The sequence below is a fragment of the Nocardia brasiliensis genome (assembly GCF_011801125.1).
Taxonomy (GTDB): Bacteria; Actinomycetota; Actinomycetes; order Mycobacteriales; family Mycobacteriaceae; genus Nocardia; species Nocardia brasiliensis_C.
In genome coordinates, this window is record NZ_CP046171.1 from 864,372 (window position 1) to 885,598 (window position 21,227).

The 21,227-nt window shown below is 65.6% G+C and carries 13 protein-coding genes, 1 tRNA gene and 3 pseudogenes; 6 read left to right on the plus strand and 11 right to left on the minus strand.

Annotated elements, in window-relative coordinates; translation table 11 throughout:
* Positions 1-99: 99 nt before the first annotated feature.
* The gene (locus F5X71_RS04125) at positions 100-687 is read right to left on the minus strand and encodes a TetR/AcrR family transcriptional regulator (protein ID WP_167460742.1); all 588 of its coding nucleotides are present in this window, start codon (positions 685-687) and stop codon (positions 100-102) included.
* Positions 688-890: 203 nt separating this feature from the next.
* Between F5X71_RS04125 and F5X71_RS04130 the strand changes: the two genes are divergently transcribed.
* On the plus strand, positions 891-2,051 hold the full coding sequence (locus tag F5X71_RS04130; protein ID WP_167460743.1) for an acyl-CoA dehydrogenase family protein: 1,161 nt from the start codon (positions 891-893) through the stop codon (positions 2,049-2,051).
* Between the two features lie 13 nt (positions 2,052-2,064).
* On the opposite strand, the gene F5X71_RS04135 is transcribed toward F5X71_RS04130, so the two are convergent.
* Complete coding sequence (locus tag F5X71_RS04135) at positions 2,065-3,978, minus strand: M61 family metallopeptidase (RefSeq protein WP_167460744.1); 1,914 nt, start codon at positions 3,976-3,978, stop codon at positions 2,065-2,067.
* Between the two features lie 472 nt (positions 3,979-4,450).
* Positions 4,451-5,059, minus strand: coding sequence for a DJ-1/PfpI family protein (locus F5X71_RS04140; RefSeq protein ID WP_167460745.1), 609 nt, complete (start codon positions 5,057-5,059; stop codon positions 4,451-4,453).
* Between the two features lie 607 nt (positions 5,060-5,666).
* Between F5X71_RS04140 and F5X71_RS04145 the strand changes: the two genes are divergently transcribed.
* Positions 5,667-6,466 (plus strand): IS5 family transposase gene (locus F5X71_RS04145; RefSeq protein ID WP_167460746.1). Its coding sequence is split into 2 segments (ribosomal slippage): positions 5,667-5,997 and positions 5,997-6,466, totalling 801 coding nucleotides; the frame shifts between segments, so codons are not numbered across the junction.
* A gap of 947 nt (positions 6,467-7,413) precedes the next feature.
* Here F5X71_RS04145 and F5X71_RS37670 read toward each other — a convergent pair.
* Positions 7,414-7,620, minus strand: a complete 207-nt coding sequence (locus F5X71_RS37670; RefSeq protein WP_428981477.1) for a TrmO family methyltransferase domain-containing protein — start codon at positions 7,618-7,620, stop codon at positions 7,414-7,416.
* A gap of 224 nt (positions 7,621-7,844) precedes the next feature.
* Between F5X71_RS37670 and F5X71_RS37575 the strand changes: the two are divergent.
* Positions 7,845-10,516: pseudogene (locus F5X71_RS37575) on the plus strand (Tn3 family transposase).
* Between the two features lie 603 nt (positions 10,517-11,119).
* Here the strand turns inward: F5X71_RS37575 and F5X71_RS36510 are convergent.
* From F5X71_RS36510 to F5X71_RS04190, 7 genes and pseudogenes are all read right to left on the minus strand, one after another.
* Positions 11,120-11,596: pseudogene (locus tag F5X71_RS36510) on the minus strand (IS21 family transposase); the annotation flags it as partial.
* A 139-nt stretch (positions 11,597-11,735) separates the two neighbouring features.
* Positions 11,736-11,808 (minus strand) — tRNA-Arg (locus F5X71_RS04165).
* Positions 11,809-11,942: 134 nt separating this feature from the next.
* Entirely contained in the window at positions 11,943-12,812 is an 870-nt protein-coding gene (locus F5X71_RS37675; RefSeq protein WP_167466200.1) for an SAM-dependent methyltransferase, read from the minus strand.
* Positions 12,813-12,992: 180 nt separating this feature from the next.
* A pseudogene (locus tag F5X71_RS37680) lies at positions 12,993-13,370 on the minus strand (S41 family peptidase); the annotation flags it as partial.
* 101 nt (positions 13,371-13,471) lie between these two features.
* Positions 13,472-14,302: a DUF1542 domain-containing protein gene (locus F5X71_RS04180; protein ID WP_167460747.1), complete on the minus strand. Its 831-nt coding sequence runs from the start codon at positions 14,300-14,302 to the stop codon at positions 13,472-13,474.
* Positions 14,303-14,377: 75 nt separating this feature from the next.
* Positions 14,378-15,847: a flavin-containing monooxygenase gene (locus F5X71_RS04185; protein WP_167460748.1), complete on the minus strand. Its 1,470-nt coding sequence runs from the start codon at positions 15,845-15,847 to the stop codon at positions 14,378-14,380.
* An 81-nt stretch (positions 15,848-15,928) separates the two neighbouring features.
* Positions 15,929-17,071: an acyl-CoA dehydrogenase family protein gene (locus F5X71_RS04190; RefSeq protein WP_167460749.1), complete on the minus strand. Its 1,143-nt coding sequence runs from the start codon at positions 17,069-17,071 to the stop codon at positions 15,929-15,931.
* A 40-nt stretch (positions 17,072-17,111) separates the two neighbouring features.
* On the opposite strand from F5X71_RS04190, the gene F5X71_RS04195 reads away from it, so the two are divergent.
* The 3 genes from F5X71_RS04195 to F5X71_RS04205 all read left to right on the plus strand — a co-directional run bounded on the left by F5X71_RS04195 (position 17,112) and on the right by F5X71_RS04205 (position 21,162).
* Positions 17,112-18,074: an extracellular catalytic domain type 1 short-chain-length polyhydroxyalkanoate depolymerase gene (locus tag F5X71_RS04195; protein WP_167460750.1), complete on the plus strand. Its 963-nt coding sequence runs from the start codon at positions 17,112-17,114 to the stop codon at positions 18,072-18,074.
* Positions 18,075-18,574: 500 nt separating this feature from the next.
* On the plus strand, positions 18,575-19,531 hold the full coding sequence (locus F5X71_RS04200; protein ID WP_238815710.1) for a serine hydrolase domain-containing protein: 957 nt from the start codon (positions 18,575-18,577) through the stop codon (positions 19,529-19,531).
* Positions 19,525-21,162, plus strand: a complete 1,638-nt coding sequence (locus F5X71_RS04205; protein WP_167460751.1) for a long-chain fatty acid--CoA ligase — start codon at positions 19,525-19,527, stop codon at positions 21,160-21,162. The genes F5X71_RS04200 and F5X71_RS04205 overlap by 7 nt, the downstream gene beginning before the upstream one ends.
* Positions 21,163-21,227: the final 65 nt, after the last annotated feature.

Sequence of the window (21,227 nt, forward strand, 5' to 3'; positions counted from 1 at the left end):
TCCTAACCCTAGATCTGCTAGGGATAGTAGCTCTAGGTATGACGTCGCGCCAGGAACCGCCCAGGCGCGGCGTGGGGAATGGGCGTCAGGCCAGAGCGGTCAGTCTTGGACCGTGATCGACAGCTGGGGTTTGGCGGTGTCGCCCGGTGCCGCGACCTGGTCCCAGACCGCATCGATCAGTGGCGCGAGCAGCAGTTCGCCGAGTTGGCGCACGAGAATGGCGATCACCTGGGTGGATTCGCGTCGCCGGGTAGAGGCCAGGCCCGCCTCGCGCAGCGAAACCACCTCGGAGCGAACGAGTTCCACCAGTCGTTCCAGGAATTGCAACTGGGCAGGCTCGGGTTCGAGGATGGCGCGGCGCAGATAGTTCACGACGGCGGGATTCTCCCGCAGCATCTCGCGCACGGCCTCGTCGCGCGCCGAGGCCACCTCGGCGGGCGTGCCGGTGCCGGGAATCGAGTGCACCGCCTGGTAGAAGTACTCGCCGACCAGCTGATCCACCGCGTCGCGCAGTCCGGCCTTGGTCTTGAAATGGTGCTGCACCAGCCCGAGGGTGACGCCGGCTTCGGCCGCGATGGCACGCAGCGAGACCCGCGATTCGCCGTACTGGGCGAACAGATCCATGGCCGCGTTGCGGATGCGCGCCTTCGCGGTCAGGTCGTCGTTGGTGGCCCGTGGATTCAGCATCAGCTCTCGGTTCGTCGAATGTCCGCAGATCTTACGTCGGGTTTTGGTCGGTGCTGCCCGCTCGACCATGGGCCGAGGGGCCATGTGAACTCGGTCACCGACATAGATATGAGTACAACCGACATGATTACGATACAAATGTATCGTGCCGGGCCGGCTGTCGAGTAGACGCACCTCCCTCCACCGGAAAGTAGAGAACAACGATGTCCGTACTCTTCCCCGACTATCGCCCCACCTGGGAAACCGATCAGCATCGTGAGCTGCGCAAGCACGCCGCCGAGTTCTTCCGCAAGGAGATCGTGCCGAACCGTGAGCGCTGGACCGAGCAGCACATGGTCGATCGCGAGTTCTGGAACCAGGCGGGTGCGGCCGGCCTGCTCGGGCTGGACCTGCCGGAGGAATTCGGCGGCGCGGGCGGGGATTTCGGCTTGCAGGCCGTGGTGCAGGAGGAATTGGTCTACGCGCACGACAACGGCTTCGGCTTCTCGGTGCACTCGCCGATCGTGTCGCACTACATCCACACCTACGGCAACGACGAACAGCGGCAGAAGTGGCTGCCCGGCATCATCAGCGGCGAACTCGTGCTGGCCATCGCGATGACCGAACCCGGCACCGGCTCGGACCTGCAATCCGTGCGCACCACCGCGATTCGCGAGGGCGACCACTACGTCATCAACGGCTCGAAGACCTTCATCTCCAATGGCACTCACTGCGACCTGCTGGTGATCATCGCCAAGACCGATCCGTCGCAGGGGGCGGCAGGCGTCTCGCTCATCGTCGCCGAAACCAAGGATCTGCCCGGCTTCGAACGCGGCCGCGTGCTCGCGAAAATGGGCCAGCACGCCCAGGACACCAGGGAGCTGTTCTTCTCCGATATGCGGGTCCCGGTCGCGAATCTCCTTGGCGCGCAAGAGGGACTGGGCTTCTACCAGCTGATGGAGCAGCTCGCCCGCGAGCGCCTGATCATCGCCAGCCTCTGTTCGGCACTGGCCGAGGCCGCTGTGCTGGAGGCGCTGCGTTATTCGAAGGAGCGCGAGGCGTTCGGGCGGCCCATCGGCAAGTTCCAGCACAACGCCTTCACCCTCGCCGAGTGCAAGACCGAGGCGCTGGCCATCAAAACCCTTGTCGACCACGCCATTCAGCAGTACGTCGACGGCAAGAACGACCCGGCCACCGCATCCATGGCCAAGCTGTTCGCGGCCGAGACCTGCGACAAGGTCGTCGACCGCTGCCTGCAACTGTTCGGTGGGTACGGCTACATGATGGAGTACCCCATCGCCGCGATGTACACCGGTTCACGGGTGAACCGGATCTACGGCGGCACCAGCGAGATCATGAAGGAGATCATCTCGCGCTCCCTGTGAGCGTCGCGCGCAGTCAGTTACGTGCGGCCAGGATCTGGGTGAGGTAGTCCGGGGTGCCCTCGATGCGTTGCAGGTGCGGGAAGCGCAGACCGTCGTGATAGTCCAGTTCGATGGTCTTGGTCTGATCGAAGTCCTTCACCTGCAACCGGATCGGGGCGGGGTCGGCCTTGGCCTTCTCGATCGCGGCCTCCATCGACTCCCTGGAATAGGGGGCGTCGTTGACCGAAACCACCGTCATCCCGGTGCCGACCTTCGCCTTGAACGCTGGTCCGTCCCAACGCACGTCGGTGACCTTGCCCGCGCCGGACACGTTGAGGCCGATCGAGTAGGTGTAGTTGACCGCGCCATCGGCATTCTTCATTTGAGCGGTGAGGTACGCGCCAGGGTTGTTGTCGTAGACCAACTTCCACCCCGTCTTCTCGACGCTCGCGGCGAACGATTCCTTACCGTCGAGGCGGTCGCGCAGATACTTCGCCCAATCGTCGGCGACGACACCGTTGAGCGTCGAGACGACTTCGTCGAAGTCGTAGGTGTTCTGGGACATCCACTTGCTGTCGTCGACACCGAAGAACGCGCGCGCGAAATCATCGAGCGACTTCGTGTTTCCCGACAGTTCGCGGATGCGCGCGTCCACGCCGAGCCACACCAGTTGTCCGCCCTGGTAGTAGTCCTCGCTGAGCTGCCACGACCGATACGGCTTCGTGCGCCGCTGGGCGATGATGGGATCGTTCGTCGTGTCCTGTACGTTGCGCCAGCCGAGTCCCGGCCGGTTGTCGGTGTAGGTGGCGACCACCGAAGCCAGCGCGTCGCGCGAGACCTCCGCGGGCCGCAGGCCGGCCCGCCCGGTGAGCACGTTGCCCCAGTACTGCGTCTGTCCCTCGTAGACCCACAGCAGGCTGTCCTGCATCGGGACGTTGTAGTTGGGGGTCCACAGGTCTGCCGGGCGCCGGAACTTGCCGTTCCAGGAGTGGGTGTACTCGTGACCGAGCAGATCGGCGCTGCCGACCTCGGGGGTCCATCCGGTGAAATAGTCTGTGGGCTGGCCGTTCTCGCTGGAGCGCTGGTGTTCCAACCCATTGGAGCTGAGCTGATCCGACAGCGACAGCAGGAAGTCGTAGTGGTCGTAGTGCTGCGAGCCGTACAGCTTCACCGCCTGCTGCACCAGCGCCTTGTGCAGCTCGATGTGCTCGGGCTTGGCCGCGAGCTGCTCGGGCGCGTCCGCGAAAACCTGCAGTCGCACCGGCGGATTCGCGCCGGGGGCCAGGTCGAACTCCTTGTGATAGCGCCCCGCGTACACGGGCGAGTCGACGAGGATGTCCAACGGAACGGTCTTGTAAGTCACGGTGTCGCCGTCTTTGCTCGCGACATCCAGCGCGGTTCCGGCCTCGAAGCCGGGCGGGTAGGTCACGCTCGCGTTGAAGGGAATCTCGCTGGCGGGAACACCGGCCGGATAGAGAACCACGGCATTCCACTGCAAATTCAACATATTCGGCGTCATCACCACGCGACCCTGGGTGGTATCGGTGGGGGTGAGGTACTGGAAGTTCGCGTCGATCGTGTCCACGTCGTCGGGCACCGTGACCTTGAACGAATACACGTTCGCCGGATCGCGCTTCCACTCCAGCGCCTTCCCCGTGGAGGAGAAGGTGAGGCCACCGATCTTGTCGATCGGTCCGGCCGGAGAGTGGTTGCCCGGCAACCACTGTGGGAAAAGCAGATCTATCTCGCCCGAGTGCACGGGAATCGTCTGTTTCACCTGAATGATGCGTTGCGGCAGATTGGTCATGTCGACCGCCACCGAGATCGCCTGCTGCTCCGTCGGAGCTTCAGTGGACCTGTCCCGCAGGCCGAAATACAGCGAACCTGCCAGCACGATGAGAACCACGACGCCGACAGCGCCGATAATACGAATCCTAGACAACTGCACTCCCCGAGTCGCACAGACGATTTTGTCGACGCTTACGATGCGGCCGCCACGACCGCCTGCCCATCCTCCTCCGGCGTCAACGCCTCACTGGCCTGCCTCGGGTCGGCGCACGTCCCTCAGCCGCTGAACTGATGATTCATCCTACGAGTGCTGACACCGCGGCGTGCGGGTAGCGAGTGTGGCCTACGTCATACCTGCCACCCGGTATGCACCGAGCGCCTCGACCATCCGGATGCGCCGTAGTCCGCTGGCAGACACCAGTTTTGGTGCTCGAGGGGCGAGCCTGCGTGTGTTGATCTCGGTGTCGTCGCTACCAGCTCCTGGCGGGCTGTTGCGGGATCGACACCGTTATGGCGGTCCGCATCGACGCCGGTTCTACTCAGTCCGCAACCCTGCCGAGCTCTCACGGATGATGCAGGGGGTCGAGCCGCGTCGGTGAATTCGCAGCTCCCGCAACGGGTCTGATCGGGTGTCAGTGTATCGCGAACTCGTCCGCGTTGATGGTGCGCATGGCTCGTTCGACGGTCTCGCGGTTTTCGCCGACCGGCGCCACGTAGTCGATGACATCACGGGCGGCGTCTGCGCCGAGGGTTCGGGTGATGATCCAGGTGGCGAGGTATTGGGAGGCCAGGCAACCGCCTGCCGTGGCGATGTTTCCCTCGGCGTGGAACGCTGTGTCCAGCACGGTGACGCCGCGGGCTTCGACAAAGGATCGGCTCGTCCGGTCGGTGCACACCGGCATGCCGCCCAGGAGACCGAGACGCGCCAGCACCAGCGCGCCGGAGCACTGCGAGCCGATCAGCTGTCGCGTGGGATCGAGCGGCAACATAGAGATCAGCCGGTCGTCGGCGACCACGTCACGGGTCTTGACGCCACTTCCGATGAGCACCGCGTCGGCCTCGGCAACGAACGACATCGGGCGTTGCCCGGTCACTTCCACGCCGTTCATCGACGTGACAACGGGCGTCGGCGTCGTGATGAAAGACTGCAAGCCGTCCCGGCGGCACCGGTTGATCAGCGCCGCGGCGATAAAGCTGTCGAGCTCATTGAACCCGTCGAAGGTGACCACCGCTACCTGCATCGCAACTCCCTGCTCCTAAGGCATCCCGTCTGCAGTCTCCCTCGCCCGCCGCTCCGAAATCCACTGCCAATCAACAAAAACTGGCCCCTTCGCAAGATCTCCAACAACCTTGCCCAACGCCCGATTTCGCGGGTGACAATTGCCCGCCCCACATGCATGCGAACGACCCTTGAGCGATTCCCAAACTTTCACCGCAGTCAGCAATTTCCCGCGCGCGGGGCAAGAAATTGATCGACATATCGGATTAACGCGGTGCGAGCCACGCCCCCGTCGGAGATGACCGGTGCCGACATTCAGCCGAACAACCAAGGGATCGAGGACAGGCAAGCGAACCCCGGTGGAAACCAATGCGCCAGAGTCCATCGGTGTGACGATGAAACTCCAGTGTGCGGAACGGCATTGACCTGGGGTTTTCGGATGGGCGGTTGGTGATCGAAGCGGCCTATCAGTTATAGGCGGGCGTGACATCGTCTTGCTGGGCCGTTTGCCGTCGTGCGATCTCGTGGAAGATGTTGGCCCTGTTGCCGGGCGAGTGTCTCCGCCTAAGAGCTCCTAACAGGTTCCTTCGAGTGGCGTTGGGTTATGTTGCAGTGCAGGATGTTTCGCTGTGGCAGCACCATGGATCGTGGATGACGAGTTGTGGGCAGTAATCGAACCGCTACTCCCGGTGAAGCCGACCGGGGCGCCGGGACCGCCACGGATGGACTCCCGTCTGGTGCTGCAGGGGATCTTGTTCGTGCTGATCACCGGGATCGGATGGGAGGACCTGCCCCAGGAGTTGGGGTTCGGGTCCGGGATGACCTGTTGGCGCAGGTTGCGGGACTGGCAAGCGGCCGGGGTGTTCGAGCAGATCCATCAGGCCGTGCTCGCCCGCGCCCATGCCGCCAGGCTGATCGACTTCGACCGGGTCATGGTCGACGGCTCGCACGTGCGGGCGAAAAAAGGGGCGCTGCAACAGGTCCGAGCCCGGTCGACCGCGCCAAGACCGGGACCAAGCACCACATCCTGACCTGCGCGAACGGATTCCCGCTCGCGTTGACGTTGTCTGCGGCCAACGTCAACGATCACCTGATGTTGCCCACACTGCTCGATCGGGTTCGCCCCCTGCGTGGGCGTGCGGGCCGACCTCGGCGCCGGATCACCACCCTGATCGCCGACAAGGGATACGACTATCCCAGCGTGTATTCCGAACTGCGGCAACGACATATCACCGGCTACATCGCCCGCCGCGGCACCCGCGACAAGGTCACCGCCGGGCGCTGGATCGTTGAGCAAACTTTCGCCCTGCTGCACCAGTACCGGCGACTGGCCATCCGATGGGAACGCCGCACCGACATCCACCACGGATTCCTCGACCTCGCCGCAGCACTGATCTGCTGGCGACGACTCAGCAATCGAACCCGATAGGAGCTCTAAGCTCCGTCAGCGAAGATGATTTCGAAGTCTGCTTCTGGCCCGTTTATTCGTCGAGGCTGGCGCTACGACCGAACTCGTGCCAACCTCGACCAGCACGCCAACTACATTTTCACCGCCTACATGACTTCAGGCACATGGCAATTCAATGCACTGACAGGCCGATTATGTGACAGTTCTTTGAACAGTGGACGGAGCGGGTCGACCTGGCGTCCGCCACCGAGCAGGACACTGTCCAGCAACCGATGCGTATCCTGCGCCAGCGGATAAACGCCCACCGCCATCTCTGAACCATGAGGCGGTGGCTCAGGCTTGTTCGCGACGCGGGCTAAGGCTGCGGCAGCTCAGGGCACCTATAGGGGATACTCGTCTCGGAGGTCCGGGGTATAGCGGAGATCGCAACAAACCGATCCTGCGGGCGCAGGTACACTGCGATTCACACCCTCGGGAGGGCACTTAATCTCGGGCATAATCGCATGCCAGGAAATCTCGTTGCAGCCAGGCACAAACCCGGTTGCGGCTGATTGCCCACACAGAACTGAGATCGCTATCGCAGCGCCAGCGAGCGATGCGGCGGCAGAATTTCCGATCGACATCACCATGCTCCTTCACGCGTAGGAGAAAGTGGCTGACCAGCGCACGGTAGATCCATGAAGTCATCGCCGACCGTGCGGTATGCGAAACAATACCAGAACGCACGCGCCCCGAGTCCGATCCGCGCGGTAGAGGTGCCGGAATGACCTGGCACGCTCACAACTGTTCGGAAAACGATCGTTACGAACAGCTCCTGCCGCTACTGGTTTCGGTCCGGTATAGCGCAGAGAACCGTAAACCGTACGTTGGTGTGCAGCCGCGCCCGCAGCGCCCCTAATCGTTCTGCGTTGTTGTCCTCTCAGCACCTGTGACGAGTCGCCGCCAGTTAGATGCTCAGAAGTAGTTCTTCAGCATCTCGGTCGACTATTCGGCCTGTCGCACGTCCCGCGTGGACCGAACTCTTCGGACCACGGCTTAATGTCCAGCACTGGCGTGCCGTCTACTGCGTCAAATTCGGCTATGTGAAGGTCTCGGCCGTCCACGCGTAGCAGGCGCGTGCGGGATACCCCGAGCCAATTGACCCGTCGCATGTTCCGGTGCCCGAAGATGCCCACCTTCGGCCAGTCCGGGTTGTCACGAGCGCTACGTGCTCCGAAGTGCAAGTCGGTCTGGTCGGTCAGGTGAAAGGGGTTCCGGTAGTAACCGTGCGGAAACAACGAAAATGGCCTGACCAGCGGTGATGGCTGGGTTTCTGTTCGTGCTGCGGGGCAAGGCGATTGGTGCTTGGCTTGGCTGCCGATGAGATTGGTCGGTGTGCTGGAGGTCGGGTTTCGTGGTGATGCAGGTGTTCGCGGCCGAGGAGTTGGCGCGGCTGCGGGAGTTCCCGGAGATCAGCCGCGAGGAGCTGTTCCGGTTCTTCACACTCACCCCGGCCGATATCGCGTTCCTGACGCCGGGCCGCGGGCGTGGCCCGGCGGAGCGACTCGGTTTGGCGGTGGCGTTGTGCACGCTTCCCTGGCTGGGGTTCGTGCCGGACAAGGTGGCCGCCGCGCCGCCGGTGGCGGTGGCCCGGCTGGCACAGCAATTGGAGGTCGATGTGTCGATGTGTCGATGATCCGCGCGTATGGGAAGCGGGCGCAGACACGTACCGAGCATCTGCGGTTGGCGGCTCAATATTTGGGGTGGCGCGTAGCGAGCGCGATGGAGTTGAAGGACCTCGATGAGTTCTTGCTGGCGCGGGCGATGGAGCACGATTCGCCGACGCTGCAGTTCCGGTTGGGATGTTAGTATCTGCTCTCGGCGCGGGTGATTCGGCCCAGCCCCGACACCGTGGTCCGCCGCGTGGTGCACGCACGTGAACAGGCGCAACGCGAGACCTACGACCGGCTCGCGCACGAGCTGACTGCGCAGCGGTGCGCGGAGTTGGATGGTTTGTTGGTCACCGATGCCTCGATCCGGATGTCGCGGTTGCGGTGGCTGTCCACAGGTCCGGTGGAGGCGTCGGCGGCCGCTGTGCGCAACGAGGTCGAGAAGCTGGGGTTCGTCCGCGGCTTGGGCGCGGACACTCTTGATCTGTCGGTGCTGCCGGCGGAGCGCCGCCGGTTCCTGGCCACGCTGGGCCGCCGTCTGACCGGGCAAGCGTTGGAACGTCGAGATCCGCAGCGCCGGTATCCGATCTTGTTGACGGTGCTGGCGCAGTCGGCCGCCGATGTGCTCGATGAGGTGGTGGCGCTGTTCGATCAGGCGCTATCGGGGAAGTTCAGCGCCGCGGAAAACCGGATGCGTGAAGACCTGGCCGACCGCGCCAAGACCGGGGAAGACCGGCAAGCACTGCTCGATGACCTCCTCGCCATCCTCATCGACCCGCAGATCCCCGACGAGGAGGTTGGCGCGTTGATCCGGGGCGAGAGCATCGGGTTGGAGCGGTTGCGGGCCGCGATTGCGCAGGCCCAGCCGCGGCTGCCGCGCGATCACGGGCATCTGGCCGCTCTCGATGGTTCGTATTCGTATCTGAGGAAGTTCACTCCGGCGGTGTTGTCGGCGGTTCGGTTCTCCGGCGGTACGGCAGCGACGGAGTTGCTGATCGCGATGAACATGCTGCGCGAGTTGAACGCGACCGGCCGACGCAAGGTATTCGACGACGCGCCGACGGGGTTCGTGCCCACCAAGTGGCGCGGCTATCTCGACGAGGCCCGCAAGACCGGCAAAACCGTTGCCTATCGTCACTTTTGGGAGCTGTGCGTGTTGCTGGGGTTGCGGGACGGGCTGCGTACCGGGGACGTGTTCGTGCCCGGCTCACGCCGCTACGCCGATCCGGCCGCCTACCTGCTCACCCCCGACCAGTGGGAGCCGCAGCGGGCCGAGTTCTGCCGCTTGGTCGGCAAACCGGCCGATCCGGCGGCCGCGTTGGCGGTGCTCACCGACGAGTGGTTTACGGCGGTCGGTGAGCTGGAGCAGATGCTCGCCGTCGGTGACGGGCCGGTGCGCTTGGACGAGGCCGGTGATCTGGTGATCTCCCCGCTGACTGCCACTGACAGCCGCTGTCGGCACCGGAACTCTGTCCTCCTCGGACGGGCAGCGGTTCCCGACGCGCGGCAAATCGACTACTGCCCGCGCGGTCAATCACTTCTTCGCTGAGGAGGGCCTGTCGACCTATACCCATGTGACCGATCAGCACACCACCTACGGCACCAAGGTGATCGTCACCACCCGCCGCGAAGCCCACTATGTCCTGGACGAAATCCTCGGTAACGTAACAGATCTGCCGATCACCGAGCATGCGACCGATACTCACGGGGTTACCCTGGTGAACTTCGCGCTGTTCGATTTGCTGGGGATGCAGTTGTCCCCGCGTATCCGGGACCTGGGCAAGATCACCTTGTACCGGCCGGTGCCGCGCGCTGGCGCCGAAGCGCGGTTCCCGCACGCCGGAGGTCTGCTGACACGGAAGTTGAATCTGGACCTGATCGCCGAGCATTACGACGACCTGTTGCGGCTGGCCGGGTCGCTGAAGTTCGGGCACGCCACCGCGTCCCTGCTGGTCGGCAAGCTGACCGCGTCCGGGCGTCAGAACGCCCTGGCCGCAGCGTTGAAAGAATACGGGGCGATGCGCCGCACCCTCTACGCCTGCCGGTACCTGACTACCGGCGCAAGATCTCGCGCCAGCTCAACAAGGGCGAATCCATCCACGCCCTCAAACGCGGCCTCATCTACGCCCACGACGGAGCTTTCCGTGCCCGTCACCTGGAAGCCCAGACCGAGCAGGCATGGTGTCTGACCCTGGTCACGAACGCCCTAATCACCTGGACCACCGAGTATTACGGGCTCGCGGTGGAGCAGATGCGTCGTCAGGGCCGCCGCATCGACGCTGATGTGCTGGCCCACGTCTCGCCCGCGCACAGCGAGAACATCAACTTCTTCGGCGCGATCGAGGTCGATATCGACGCCGAACTCGCTGCCCTCGGACCCACCGGCTACCGACCGCTACGAGTCCGTGACACCCTATTCTGACGCCCGCGATTGCCAAGGTTCACCAACTCCGCGGCATGCTGGTTGACTAACTCGGAAGTAGATAATGTTGGCACCGATTAATGATTCAACCCTCCTTTGGGTCTTCTATTTCATCATAATCGTTCATGTGTTCGATTCGGTGAAGCATCTATGGGCTTCGAGGAGTCGGGCGGTAGCTCAGGCCAATTCCGCCCCGAGCGGTCCGACCGATGCGGTTCACGCGAAGAGGATTCACCGACTTACCGCCCTCCGGTCGTTCATTGTTTGCCTAGTTTGCCTTCCGTGGGTGGCATATTTGAATTACATAATCAGCGAGGAGGGTCGTCGAATACCGCTTCCCGTCCTGATTTTCATGTCTATTTATGTTGTGTTCGGCCTAGGTGTCATCAAGCCACTTTGGAGCAAGTTTATAGAAGAGAAATAGACTTCCTGGGGCTCGGCCAGGAATCCGCGGCGGCCTCGTAACGCCGTGACTATCTGAGGCTGCGCTCAGGTGCGGTTGCGTCACCTCGGCGAGTGCATACACCTGCCGCTGGGTAACGCCGAGCTGTTCGGCGGCCAGGTCCCGTGGTTTCAGGGACGCCCGCGCATGTGCTGGATGGTGTCGAACCACAACCCGAGCCGGCCGTAATCGATCTGGGCTTCGCTCCCGGGATCGACCGTGACACGCGGCACCGTCACCCTCGATCGGGTGACCTCGTCTGCGAAATGTGTTGCTACCCAACGCCGCACCGATGACTCCGAAGCCGCCAGGCCGTGTTCGTCACGCAACCTTTGCGCGATCGTGACGATCGTGACCGACGCGGTCAACCAATCCCTTATCCGGTCGCGGTGGGGTTCGATCTCCGGCCATGTCGTAGCCCGGGCCGCAGGATCGACCAACTGCGGGAACCACACCGCGATCCGCTGCGCCCACTGCTCGGGCGTCGGCACGGCACCCACACCCGGCTCGATGCCCTCCGCGAGGGCCGGGGCGACATACTTTCTGATCGTTTTCCGGTCCAGCCCAAGGGATTCCGATAACTGCACCTGCGACCGGCCCGCGAACCAATGAACGAACAACTCGACCAAATCGCGCATCACCAAAGTCCTCCTCGCCATCAGCGACTGGCGGCGTTTTGGCGAGGTGGGGCTCGAACGACGTTACGGTTCTCTAGGGGATCGAACCTGCGACAATGAAAAATTACCCTCCGCCTGCGGAAATGTAGGTGGAAGGTTGTGCCCCCGGCAGGATTCGAACCTGCGACACCCGCTTTAGGAGAGCGGTGCTCTATCCCCTGAGCTACGAGGGCTGGCCGGGATGGCTCCCGGACGCTTCGGGAGTCTACCGGGTGGGGGTGGGAGACGCCGCATCCGCGGTCGGGTGGGGCGAGGGGGAACTGGTGGCGGCGTTGTGCGAGTGGGGTGTGACGACGGTTCCTCCTGATCATGAAGGTTTGACTCCGACGGCGATGATGTAGTCGGCCCAGGGGCCCCAGAGGGCGAGACCTGGGCGGCTGAAGGCGAGGCGGAGGGCGGGGTTGACCCGGCGCATGTCGGGGTCGCGGAGGCGCTTGCTGAGGTAGTCGGCGAGTGGGGTGTAGACGTGGCGGCGGATGGAGTAGGTGACGACGTCGGTGAAGCCCGCGGCGCGCAGGGCGCGGCGGTAGCGGTGGATGTCGAAGACATCGCGGTCGCCGAGGTTCATGACGGTGGCGCGGGGCACGATGTCGGCGGTGACGAGCGTGCCGCCGGGGCGCAGGACGCGGTGGGCTTCGTCGAAGAACCTGGTGTACGAGGGGAAGTGGAACGCCGATTCGAGGGCGGTGACTTTGGTGCACGACTCGTCGTCGCGGGGAAGGTCGACCGCGGAGCCGTATTCGTACCGGATGCGGTGCGCCAGGCCGAGTTCGGCGGCTCGCCTGCTCGCGATCTCGATCTGTTCGACCGCGATGTTCATGCCGATGATCTGTTTCGGGCCGAATTCGCGCGCCCACAGGAAGTCCTGGTCGCCGTAGCCGAAGCCGACGTCGAGCTGGATGTCGTCGGGGCCGAGCCCGGCCTCGCGCCCGACCAGGCGCGCCAGGTCGCGGCTTGCTTCGTCGAGGGTGGCCGGATTGTCGCGCCAGTAGCCGAGATTGATGAACAGCGAGTCCTCGCCGAACAGGTTCTGCGGGCCGACCACGTCGTACACCCGGCCCACCCGCTGGCCGGACGGGAGCAGCGGCACCTTCGCCCACTCGTAGCATTCGCGGGCCCAGCGCAGCGATCGGGTGCCGAGGTCCTCGACCGGAATGTCGGCGGTGGTCAGCGTCATGGGGCCTCCCGAGTGTCGTCGGTGGATGCCGACACCTGACAGTCTGAGACAGTTGGTGGGAGTCGTCAACAGGCCGACGTGGGATCGGCCCAGCCGACGCAGTGCGCGATCGAAGGCGGAGTCGCGGTTCTGCGTGAACTCCTCCTCGGTGAAGACGGGCTCGCTCAGCTCAGGTGGAATGCCGACGCCGTCGAACGCGCGGCCGTCGGAGGTCGGGAATTGCTCGTTGGGCAGGCCGAACCACCACTGCGCGTACCTGGCGCCTGGCAGCTTGCGCCGCGTGACGTCGGAGCAGACGCCCTGGGCAGGCTGGTCGATTCTCGTTGTGCGCGAAGGGAATTCGAGCATCGCCTGGGTGAAGGTCGCGCTCGCGCTGACGGTGGAGCCGGCGGTGAGGAGGGTGATCGGGCGGGTGAAGGCGTTGCGCGCGGGTGCCACGCGCAGTGGCTGCGGCCCGGGCGTGCGTGTCTTCTTCGTGTAGGCGAATACGGGTGATCGCTGAGGCTGGAGGCCGAGGCTGTCGGAGCCACCGCCGTTGAGGCACGGATCGAGGACCAATCCGCGTAGCCGAGCGAGCCGTTGCGGGGTGAAGATCGCTTCGCGGCGGCCCGGCGCAACCGTGCAGGCAGTGTCAGTGGGTGTGAGCAGCTCTGCCGGTGTCAGAACCCGCCGTCGAATCCGCCACCATCGAATCCACCCCAGTCGAACCCGCCGCCGTCGAATCCGCCGTCGAATCCGCCTGCGTCGCCGCCGTATTCGGCCCCGGCGTCATAGTCGGCGTCCTGGTATCCGCCCTGGTCGAGGTTGCCGCCGGCCGCCAACCCGTCCTGGTATCCGTCCCCATACCCACTCTCGAATCCCTGTGCGCCGTAACCGATTCCCGACATCCCGGAGAACAGTGACGAGAACAGCAGTGCCGATCCGAGGCCCCACGCCCCGCCGACCAGCGCGGGCTTCCACCACGGCTCGGAGTACCAGCCCGCGGGGACCGGTCGGCCGGCGACCTTGCCGCCGGGAAAGTAGTTGGGCGTCGCCGCGGACGGGTTGGGCGAGGCCGCGATCTCCCGGCCTTCGTGTTCGATGACCCGGTTCTCGCTGACTTTGCCTGCCGCGTCCTGCCCGTCGAGGGTGGGGATGGCCGGGCCGGGGTCCATGCCCATCGCGCTGCGCGCGGCCTGGGTGTAGTACAACCCCTCCAGTGCCGTCTGCTTCGCCAGCCGCGCCTGTGCGGGCGTGCGCGCTTGATCGAGTTGCGACCCGGCGGCGAGATGCCGCTCGGACGCATCGACGAGTGCCTGTTTCGCGGCATCGTTGGTGCCGCTCAGGTTGTAGATCTGCCCGCCGAGCCGTTCGTTGACCTGGCGGGCGTCGGCCAGCGCGTCGGCGAGCGCGGTCGCCGCCCGTTGTTTGCTCTGCCGGGCCTGGACGAGGATCAGCGCGCCCACCGCCACGATCACCACGGCGATCAGTAGCCAAAACACGGTGCGCACCTCTTCCGTAGCCGGTCCCGAATACCGTCCAGTTTACTGGGCGATTGCTGAGATCCGGCTGAGCGGCGATCGCCGCTAGCGCACCGCCGTGGCCTGTGCCTCGTCGTAGTCGGCTAGGTCGAAAGTCCTTGTCTTCCAGCGATACAGCACGGTGGCGCCGGGCCAGTTGTTGGTGATCCGGCCTGCCGCGTTGCGATACCAGCTGGAACAGAAGTTCCAGGGCGTGTCCTTCAGCCGCCGTTGCAACCAGTCGTCCCAGTCCTGCTCGGTGCTCGCGCGCGCCGCGAGATACCGGCCGGGCCGGTCGGTGAGGTATGCCACCACCTGGCGGATGTAGCGGGCCTGGGATTCGAGCATGTAGATGATCGAGCCGGAGCCGACGTTGGTGTTCGGCCCGTACATCATGAACAGATTCGGGAAGTGCGGCACGGACAGTCCGAGGAAGGCGCGTGCGCCCGCGTCGCCCCAGACGTCGGTCAGCTTGCGCCCGCCTACACCGTAGATGTTCATCGGCGCCAGGAACTCGGTTCCCTTGAAGCCGGTGCCGAAGATGATGACATCGACCTCGTGCTCGACGCCGTCGGCGGTCCGGATGCCGGTCGGCGTGATCGCCTCGATCGCGGTGGTCTCCACCGTGACGTTCGGTTCGGCCAGCGCGGGAAAGTATTCGTTGGAGAACAGGCCGCGCTTGCAGCCCGCCGCGTAATCGGGGGTCAGCTTCGCGCGCAGCTCGGGGTCGGGGACCTGCCGTTCCCGGTGCCGATCGGCCAGCGCGATCACCGGTGTCTTCATGCCGGGGATGTCGGTCAGCGCCAGCGCCAGGACCTCGAACAGCGACCAGATCGCGAACCGCTCGGCCAGCCGGGTCGGCGGCAGGTACTTGAACATCGCCTTGTGCGCGCCGCTGTACTCGGTGTCGAACTTGGGCAGCACCCACGCCGCCGAACGCTGGAACAGCGTGAGGTGCGCCGCGGCGGGCTGAATGCGCGGAATGTATTGGATCGCACTGGCTCCCGTGCCGATGCAGGCGATCCGTTTGCCGGTCAGATCGACGCTGTGGTCCCACAGTGCCGAATGGAACGCGGGACCGGCGAAGGTATCGATGCCCGGAATGTTGGGCATCGCGGGCCGGGAGAGCTGGCCGACGGCGGGCACGAAGACATCCGCGGTGTACTCCTCGCCCGCGGCCGTGCTGATCCGCCACTGGCCGCTCGACTCGTCGAACTCGGCGTCGGTCACCTCGGTGCCGAAACGGATGAACCGGGTCAGCTCGTATTTCTCGGCGACACCACGCATGTACGCATGGATGTCGCGCTGCTCGGAGAAGCGGCGCGGCCAATCCGATTTCGGCTCGAACGACCACGAGTACAGCGGCGACGGCACATCACAGGCGGCGCCCGGATACGTGTTCTCCCGCCAGACGCCGCCCAGATCCGCGGCCCGTTCCAGGATGGTGAAGCTGTCCACCCCGGCCCGCCGCAGCTCCAGAGCCAGGCCGAGCCCCGCGAACCCGGCCCCGATGATGATGATGGACGGCGTCTTCATATCCCGAGCGTATGACCCGAACCCGCAGGTCCGAAGAGATCCCCGGTCAAGGAATCAACATTTTCGGCCACGTTTGCGGGATCAGCTGCCCGCGAGTTGGCGGGCGATGACCAGGCGCTGGATCTGGTTGGTGCCTTCGAAGATCTGCATGACCTTGGCTTCGCGCATGTAGCGCTCGACGGGGAAGTCCTGGGTGTAGCCGTAGCCGCCGAAGACCTGGACGGCGTCGGTGGTGACCTTCATGGCGGCGTCGGTGGCGACCAGTTTCGCGACGCTGGCCTGCCTGGAGTAGGGGAGTCCGGCGTCGCGGCGGCGGGCCGCGTCGAGGTAGGTGGCGCGGGCCGAGTCGACGGCGGCGGCCATGTCGGCGAGCACGAAGCCGAGGCCCTGATGGTCGATGATGTGGCGGCCGAAGGCTTCCCGTTCCTTGGCGTAGGCGACCGCGTCGTCGAGCGCGCGTTGCGCCAAACCCGTTGCCACGGCGGCGATGCCGAGCCGTCCGGAATCCAGTGCGCTGAAGGCGATCGAAAGTCCTTGTCCCTCTTCGCCGATCAGGCGCTCTGCAGGGAGGAAGGCGTCGTCGTATGCGGCGGTGGTGGTCGGCACGGCGCGCAGACCCATCTTCTCCTCGGGCTTGCCGAAGCTCAGGCCCTCGGTGTCGCGCGGCACCAGGAAGCACGAGATGCCGCGCGATCCTTCGCCGGTCCGTGCGAACAGGGTGTAGAAATCGGCCTTGCCGCCGTTGGTGATCCAGGCCTTCGCGCCGTTGATCCGGTAGCCGCCATCGACTTTCGTGGCGCGGCAGCGCAGCGCGGCCGCGTCGGAGCCGGCGTGCGGCTCGGAAAGGCTGTAGGCGCCGATGGTTTCGCCGGACAGCATGTGCGCCAGCCACTGCTGTTGCTGTGCTTCGGTGCCGAAGGTGAACAGCGGATGGCAGGACAGACTGTGCACGCTCACCGCAACGGCGACCGCGGCCCAGCGGGCCGCGAGTTCCTCCAGCACTTGCAGATACACCTCGTAGGGCTGGGCACCGCCACCGAACTGCTCGGGATACGGCAGACTGAGCAGACCGGCCGCGCCGAGTGCGGGAAAGACGCCGTCGGGAAACGTTCCCGTCTTCTCGCACTCGACCACTCGAGGCTCGAGCACCTTGTCGGCGATATCGCGGGTCAGCTCGAGCAGGTCCCGAGCCTCGGACGTCGGCAGCATTCGATCCACTGGCATGCCCACTACGCTAACGCCAGATCGGCCGGAAGGAACTCCGATGGTGCGCGGTGCTCGACGCGGCACGCTGTCGCTCGTACTGGGTGCCCTGCTCGCGCTGGGGATGCCGTTCCTGGTCGCCGGAGCTCCGGCCGCACCGGCCGCGCCCGCGGAGCGGAGCTTCACCACCGCGGCGGGCACGCGTGACTACTACCTGCACGTGCCACCGGGGGATACGGCGGGCAAGCCGCTGATGATCTACCTGCACGGCTGCACCGATCCGCGCGGCCAGCTGGTCGACACCGGGTTCTCATTGACCCGGCTGGCGGACGAACTCGGGTTCGTGCTGGCCTACCCGGTCCAGACCGCGGCGGCCAACGAGCGGTACTGCTGGAACTGGTTCGATCCGGCGAATCAAGCGCGGGGACAGGGCGAATCGTCGATCATCGCTGACCTCACCACCGCGCTCGTCGCGGAGTTCGGGCTGGATCGCGCGCGGGTGTACGTCGGCGGCTACTCCGCGGGCGGCGCGATGTCCACGGTGCTGGCGGCCGGCTATCCGGACCGCTACGCCGCGATCGCGCCGATGGCGGGCGGGCCCTACGGCATCGACCTGACGACGTTCGCCGCAGATCTGAGCGGCACCTCGATCGTCGACGCGATGGGTCCGCGCGCCCGGCCGGTGCCCGGATTCTTCCTGCAGGACTTGGCCGATCAAACCAGCCTGTATCCGATCGGGCGGGCCAACCTGACGCAGTGGCTCGGCGCCTACGAACGAGCGGGCGACGTGGCGGTGCCCGCGGTGCCGAGCGTGGTCACCGCGACCGCGGCTCCGGTGCCGACCACGATCGAGCGCTACGTCGCGGGGGAATGCCTGCTCGCGGAATTCCACACGCCGATCGGGCCCGACCACATCGGCGGAGGTTTGCTGATGCAGTCTTCCCGCGGTCTCGACCTGCAGCGAAGCCTGATGAGTTTCCTGCTGGCGCACCGGCTCGGTGGTCCGCGTCAGGCGTGCGGCTGAGCAAAACCGCAGGAAACGGGCATAGTCGACCGGTCGGCCCGCGATGCACGTGCAGATGAACGCACATCGCGGTGGCGGGTACTCGCCTGCGCGTCAAGCTCATTCATGCAGGTCACAGGCGTTGTCGCCGGAGTGCGGACGGCGGCTCGTCGAGACAGATTGTCTCGGTAGGGTGTTATTCGGCCGGTCGCCTGGCGCACCAGCGCCATAGCGACTAAACAGTTATCGGTTCGACAGGGGACGGACCGGCATGTCGGCGGCCACGCAGGGGGTGTCGCCGCCATTCCGGTCCGGTGGGGGCAATCTCACCCGTGGGCTCGCCGCTCGTGCACGCCTACCCCGCGCACGCCGGCTGAGCGCCGCCGTGACCTGCCGACAGTGCGGGCGGGCGCCGTCGGATTCGTCTCCCGAGCACATTCCTGATGAGGGCTGCCCTCCGACGTTTACTCTTGGGTAGCATGCGCGATGTGATGCGGCTCATGGTCGGAATTGGGTGAACCATGCTGACGCGTGTCCGGAACCTGCCGAAACTGCCTGACCTGCTCCATCGGAGTCGGACCCCGGACGAACTCGAGTCGGTGGCGACCATCGGCGCGGAGGCCGACCCCGGTGATCTCGGCCTGCCGCCCGACTGCTCGGAGCGGATCTGGCGGCGGATGCGGCTGGTCTACCGCAGCGGCGTGCATCCGGCCATCCAGGTCTGTGTGCGCAGGCACGGCACGGTCGTGTTCGATCGGGCACACGGCAACGGACCCGACGACGCGCCGGAAACACCCAAGGTGCTCGCCACGCCGAGCACGCCGTTCGTCACCTATTCGGCATCGGAGGGCGTCACCGCGTTCGTCGTGCACTTGCTTGTAGAACGCGGCCTGATCGACCTGCCCGCGCCGGTGTGCCGCGACATCCCCGAATACGGTTGCCACGGTAAGGAATCCATCACCATCGGGCAGGTGCTCGCACATCGTTCCGGGGTGGCGAACCTGCCGCGCGAGGCGCTGACGGCCGAGCCCGTCGAAATCGGCAACGACCCCGCCTATCTCGGGCTCGTCGCACCGTCGGCGAACGTGGTCAGCACCGCGAACGAGCTCTCCCGCTGCTACGAGATCTTCCGCCGCGGTGGCGAACTCGACGGTGTCCGGGTGCTGCGCCCGGAAACGATCGCGGCGGCGCTGGCTCCGCAATCACGGATCGAGCCCGACCTCTCGCTCGGCATGAACTTCGGCTTCGGGTACGGCCCGATGCTCGGCGGGCGGGTGGTGAGCCTGTACGGGCCCGATACCCGGCGCAGGTCGCGTCCAACTGATCTCGCGAGGACATGGGTAGCTCGCCGGGGACGGACTAATTCCAAAGACAACACGACCGCCGGCCGCCGACGTAACTACCGTGGCGCTCGAATCCGGCCTGAATTCGCGGAGAGGCGGAACAGGTCACTGAAGAAGAAGGAGTTCCGATGTTGAGCACTATGCAGGACGAGCCTTTGTCGCTGGCGACGTTGCTGCGCTACGCATCGACGTTTGTCGGCGAGTCGACCGTGTCCACCTGGACCGGTACGGGCGTGCGCACCATGACCTATCGCGAACTCGGCGCGCAGGCGGCGCGGCTGGCCAACGCGCTGCGCGGGCTCGGCATCGGCATCGGCGATCGCGTCGGCACCTTCATGTGGAACAACAACGAGCACATGGTCGCCTACATCGCGGCGCCCGCGATGGGCGCGGTGCTGCACGCGCTCAACATCCGGTTGTTCCCCGACCAGCTCGTCTTCGTGGCCAATCACGCCGAGGACAAGGTGGTGCTCGTCGACGGCACCCTGGTGCCGATGTTCGCCCAGTATCTGCCGAACCTGAAGACAGTGCGCCACGTCATCGTGGTGAACGGCGACGCGTCGACGCTGGCCGCCCCGGACGGCGTGCAGGTGCACTCCTACACCGAACTCCTTGCCGGACAACCCGATACCTACGACTTCCCGGTGATCGACGAACGCTCCGCCGCCGCGATGTGTTACACCTCGGGCACCACCGGCGACCCGAAGGGCGTGGTCTACTCGCATCGTTCCAACTGGCTGCATGCCATGCAGGTGTGCTCGCCGAGCGGAATGGGCTTCTCCGGCAACGACACCGTGCTCGCCATCGTGCCGCTGTTCCACGCCAACGCCTGGGGCATTCCGTACGCGGCGCTGATGTCGGGCGCGAATGTGCTGATGCCCGACCGCTTCCTGCAACCGGGCCCGCTGCTGGAGATGATGGCCGACCAGCGGCCGACCTTCGCCGCCGCGGTGCCGACCATCTGGGGCGGGGTGCTGGCCGGTCTCGCCGCGCACCCGCAGGACATCACGCACCTGCGCACCGCTGTGGTCGGCGGCTCGGCCGTGCCGCCGTCGATGATGCGGGCGTTCGAGGAGAAGCACGGCGTGAAGATCCTGCACGCCTGGGGCATGACCGAGACCTCACCGCTCGGCAGCGTCGCGCACCCGCCGAGCGGCGCGACCGGCGAGCAGGCGTGGGAATACCGCTACACCCAGGGCAGGTTCCCGGCCAGCGTGCAGGCCAGGCTGGTCGGCGACGACGGCTCGGTACTGCCCAACGACGGCGTGGCGCTGGGCGAGGTGGAGGTTCGCGGCCCGTGGATCACCGGCTCGTACTACTCGCCGGACGGCGCGGTGATCGACCCGGACAAGTTCGACGACGGCTGGCTGCGCACCGGTGATGTCGGCCGGATCGGACCGGACGGCTATCTCACCCTGGTCGACCGCTCCAAGGACGTGATCAAGTCGGGCGGCGAATGGATTTCGTCGGTCGACCTGGAGAACGCCGTGATGGGCCACCCCGCGGTGGCCGAGGCGGCCGTGATCGGTGTGCCGGACGAGAAGTGGGACGAACGTCCCCTGGTCGCCATCGTGCTGGCCGAGGGGGCCGAGGTGAAGGCGGACGAACTGCGCGAGTTCCTGGCCGGCAAGTTCGCGAAATGGCAACTGCCGGAACGCTGGACGTTCATCGCGGAGGTGCCGAAGACCAGCGTCGGCAAGTTCGACAAGAAGCGCTTGCGCGCGCAGTACGCCGACGGCGACCTGACGGTCACCACCCTGTCCTGAGCGCCGCGCACACTGCGGCCCGGTGCGGCGCGAAATCGCTTGCCGCACCGGGCTGTTGTGCGGGA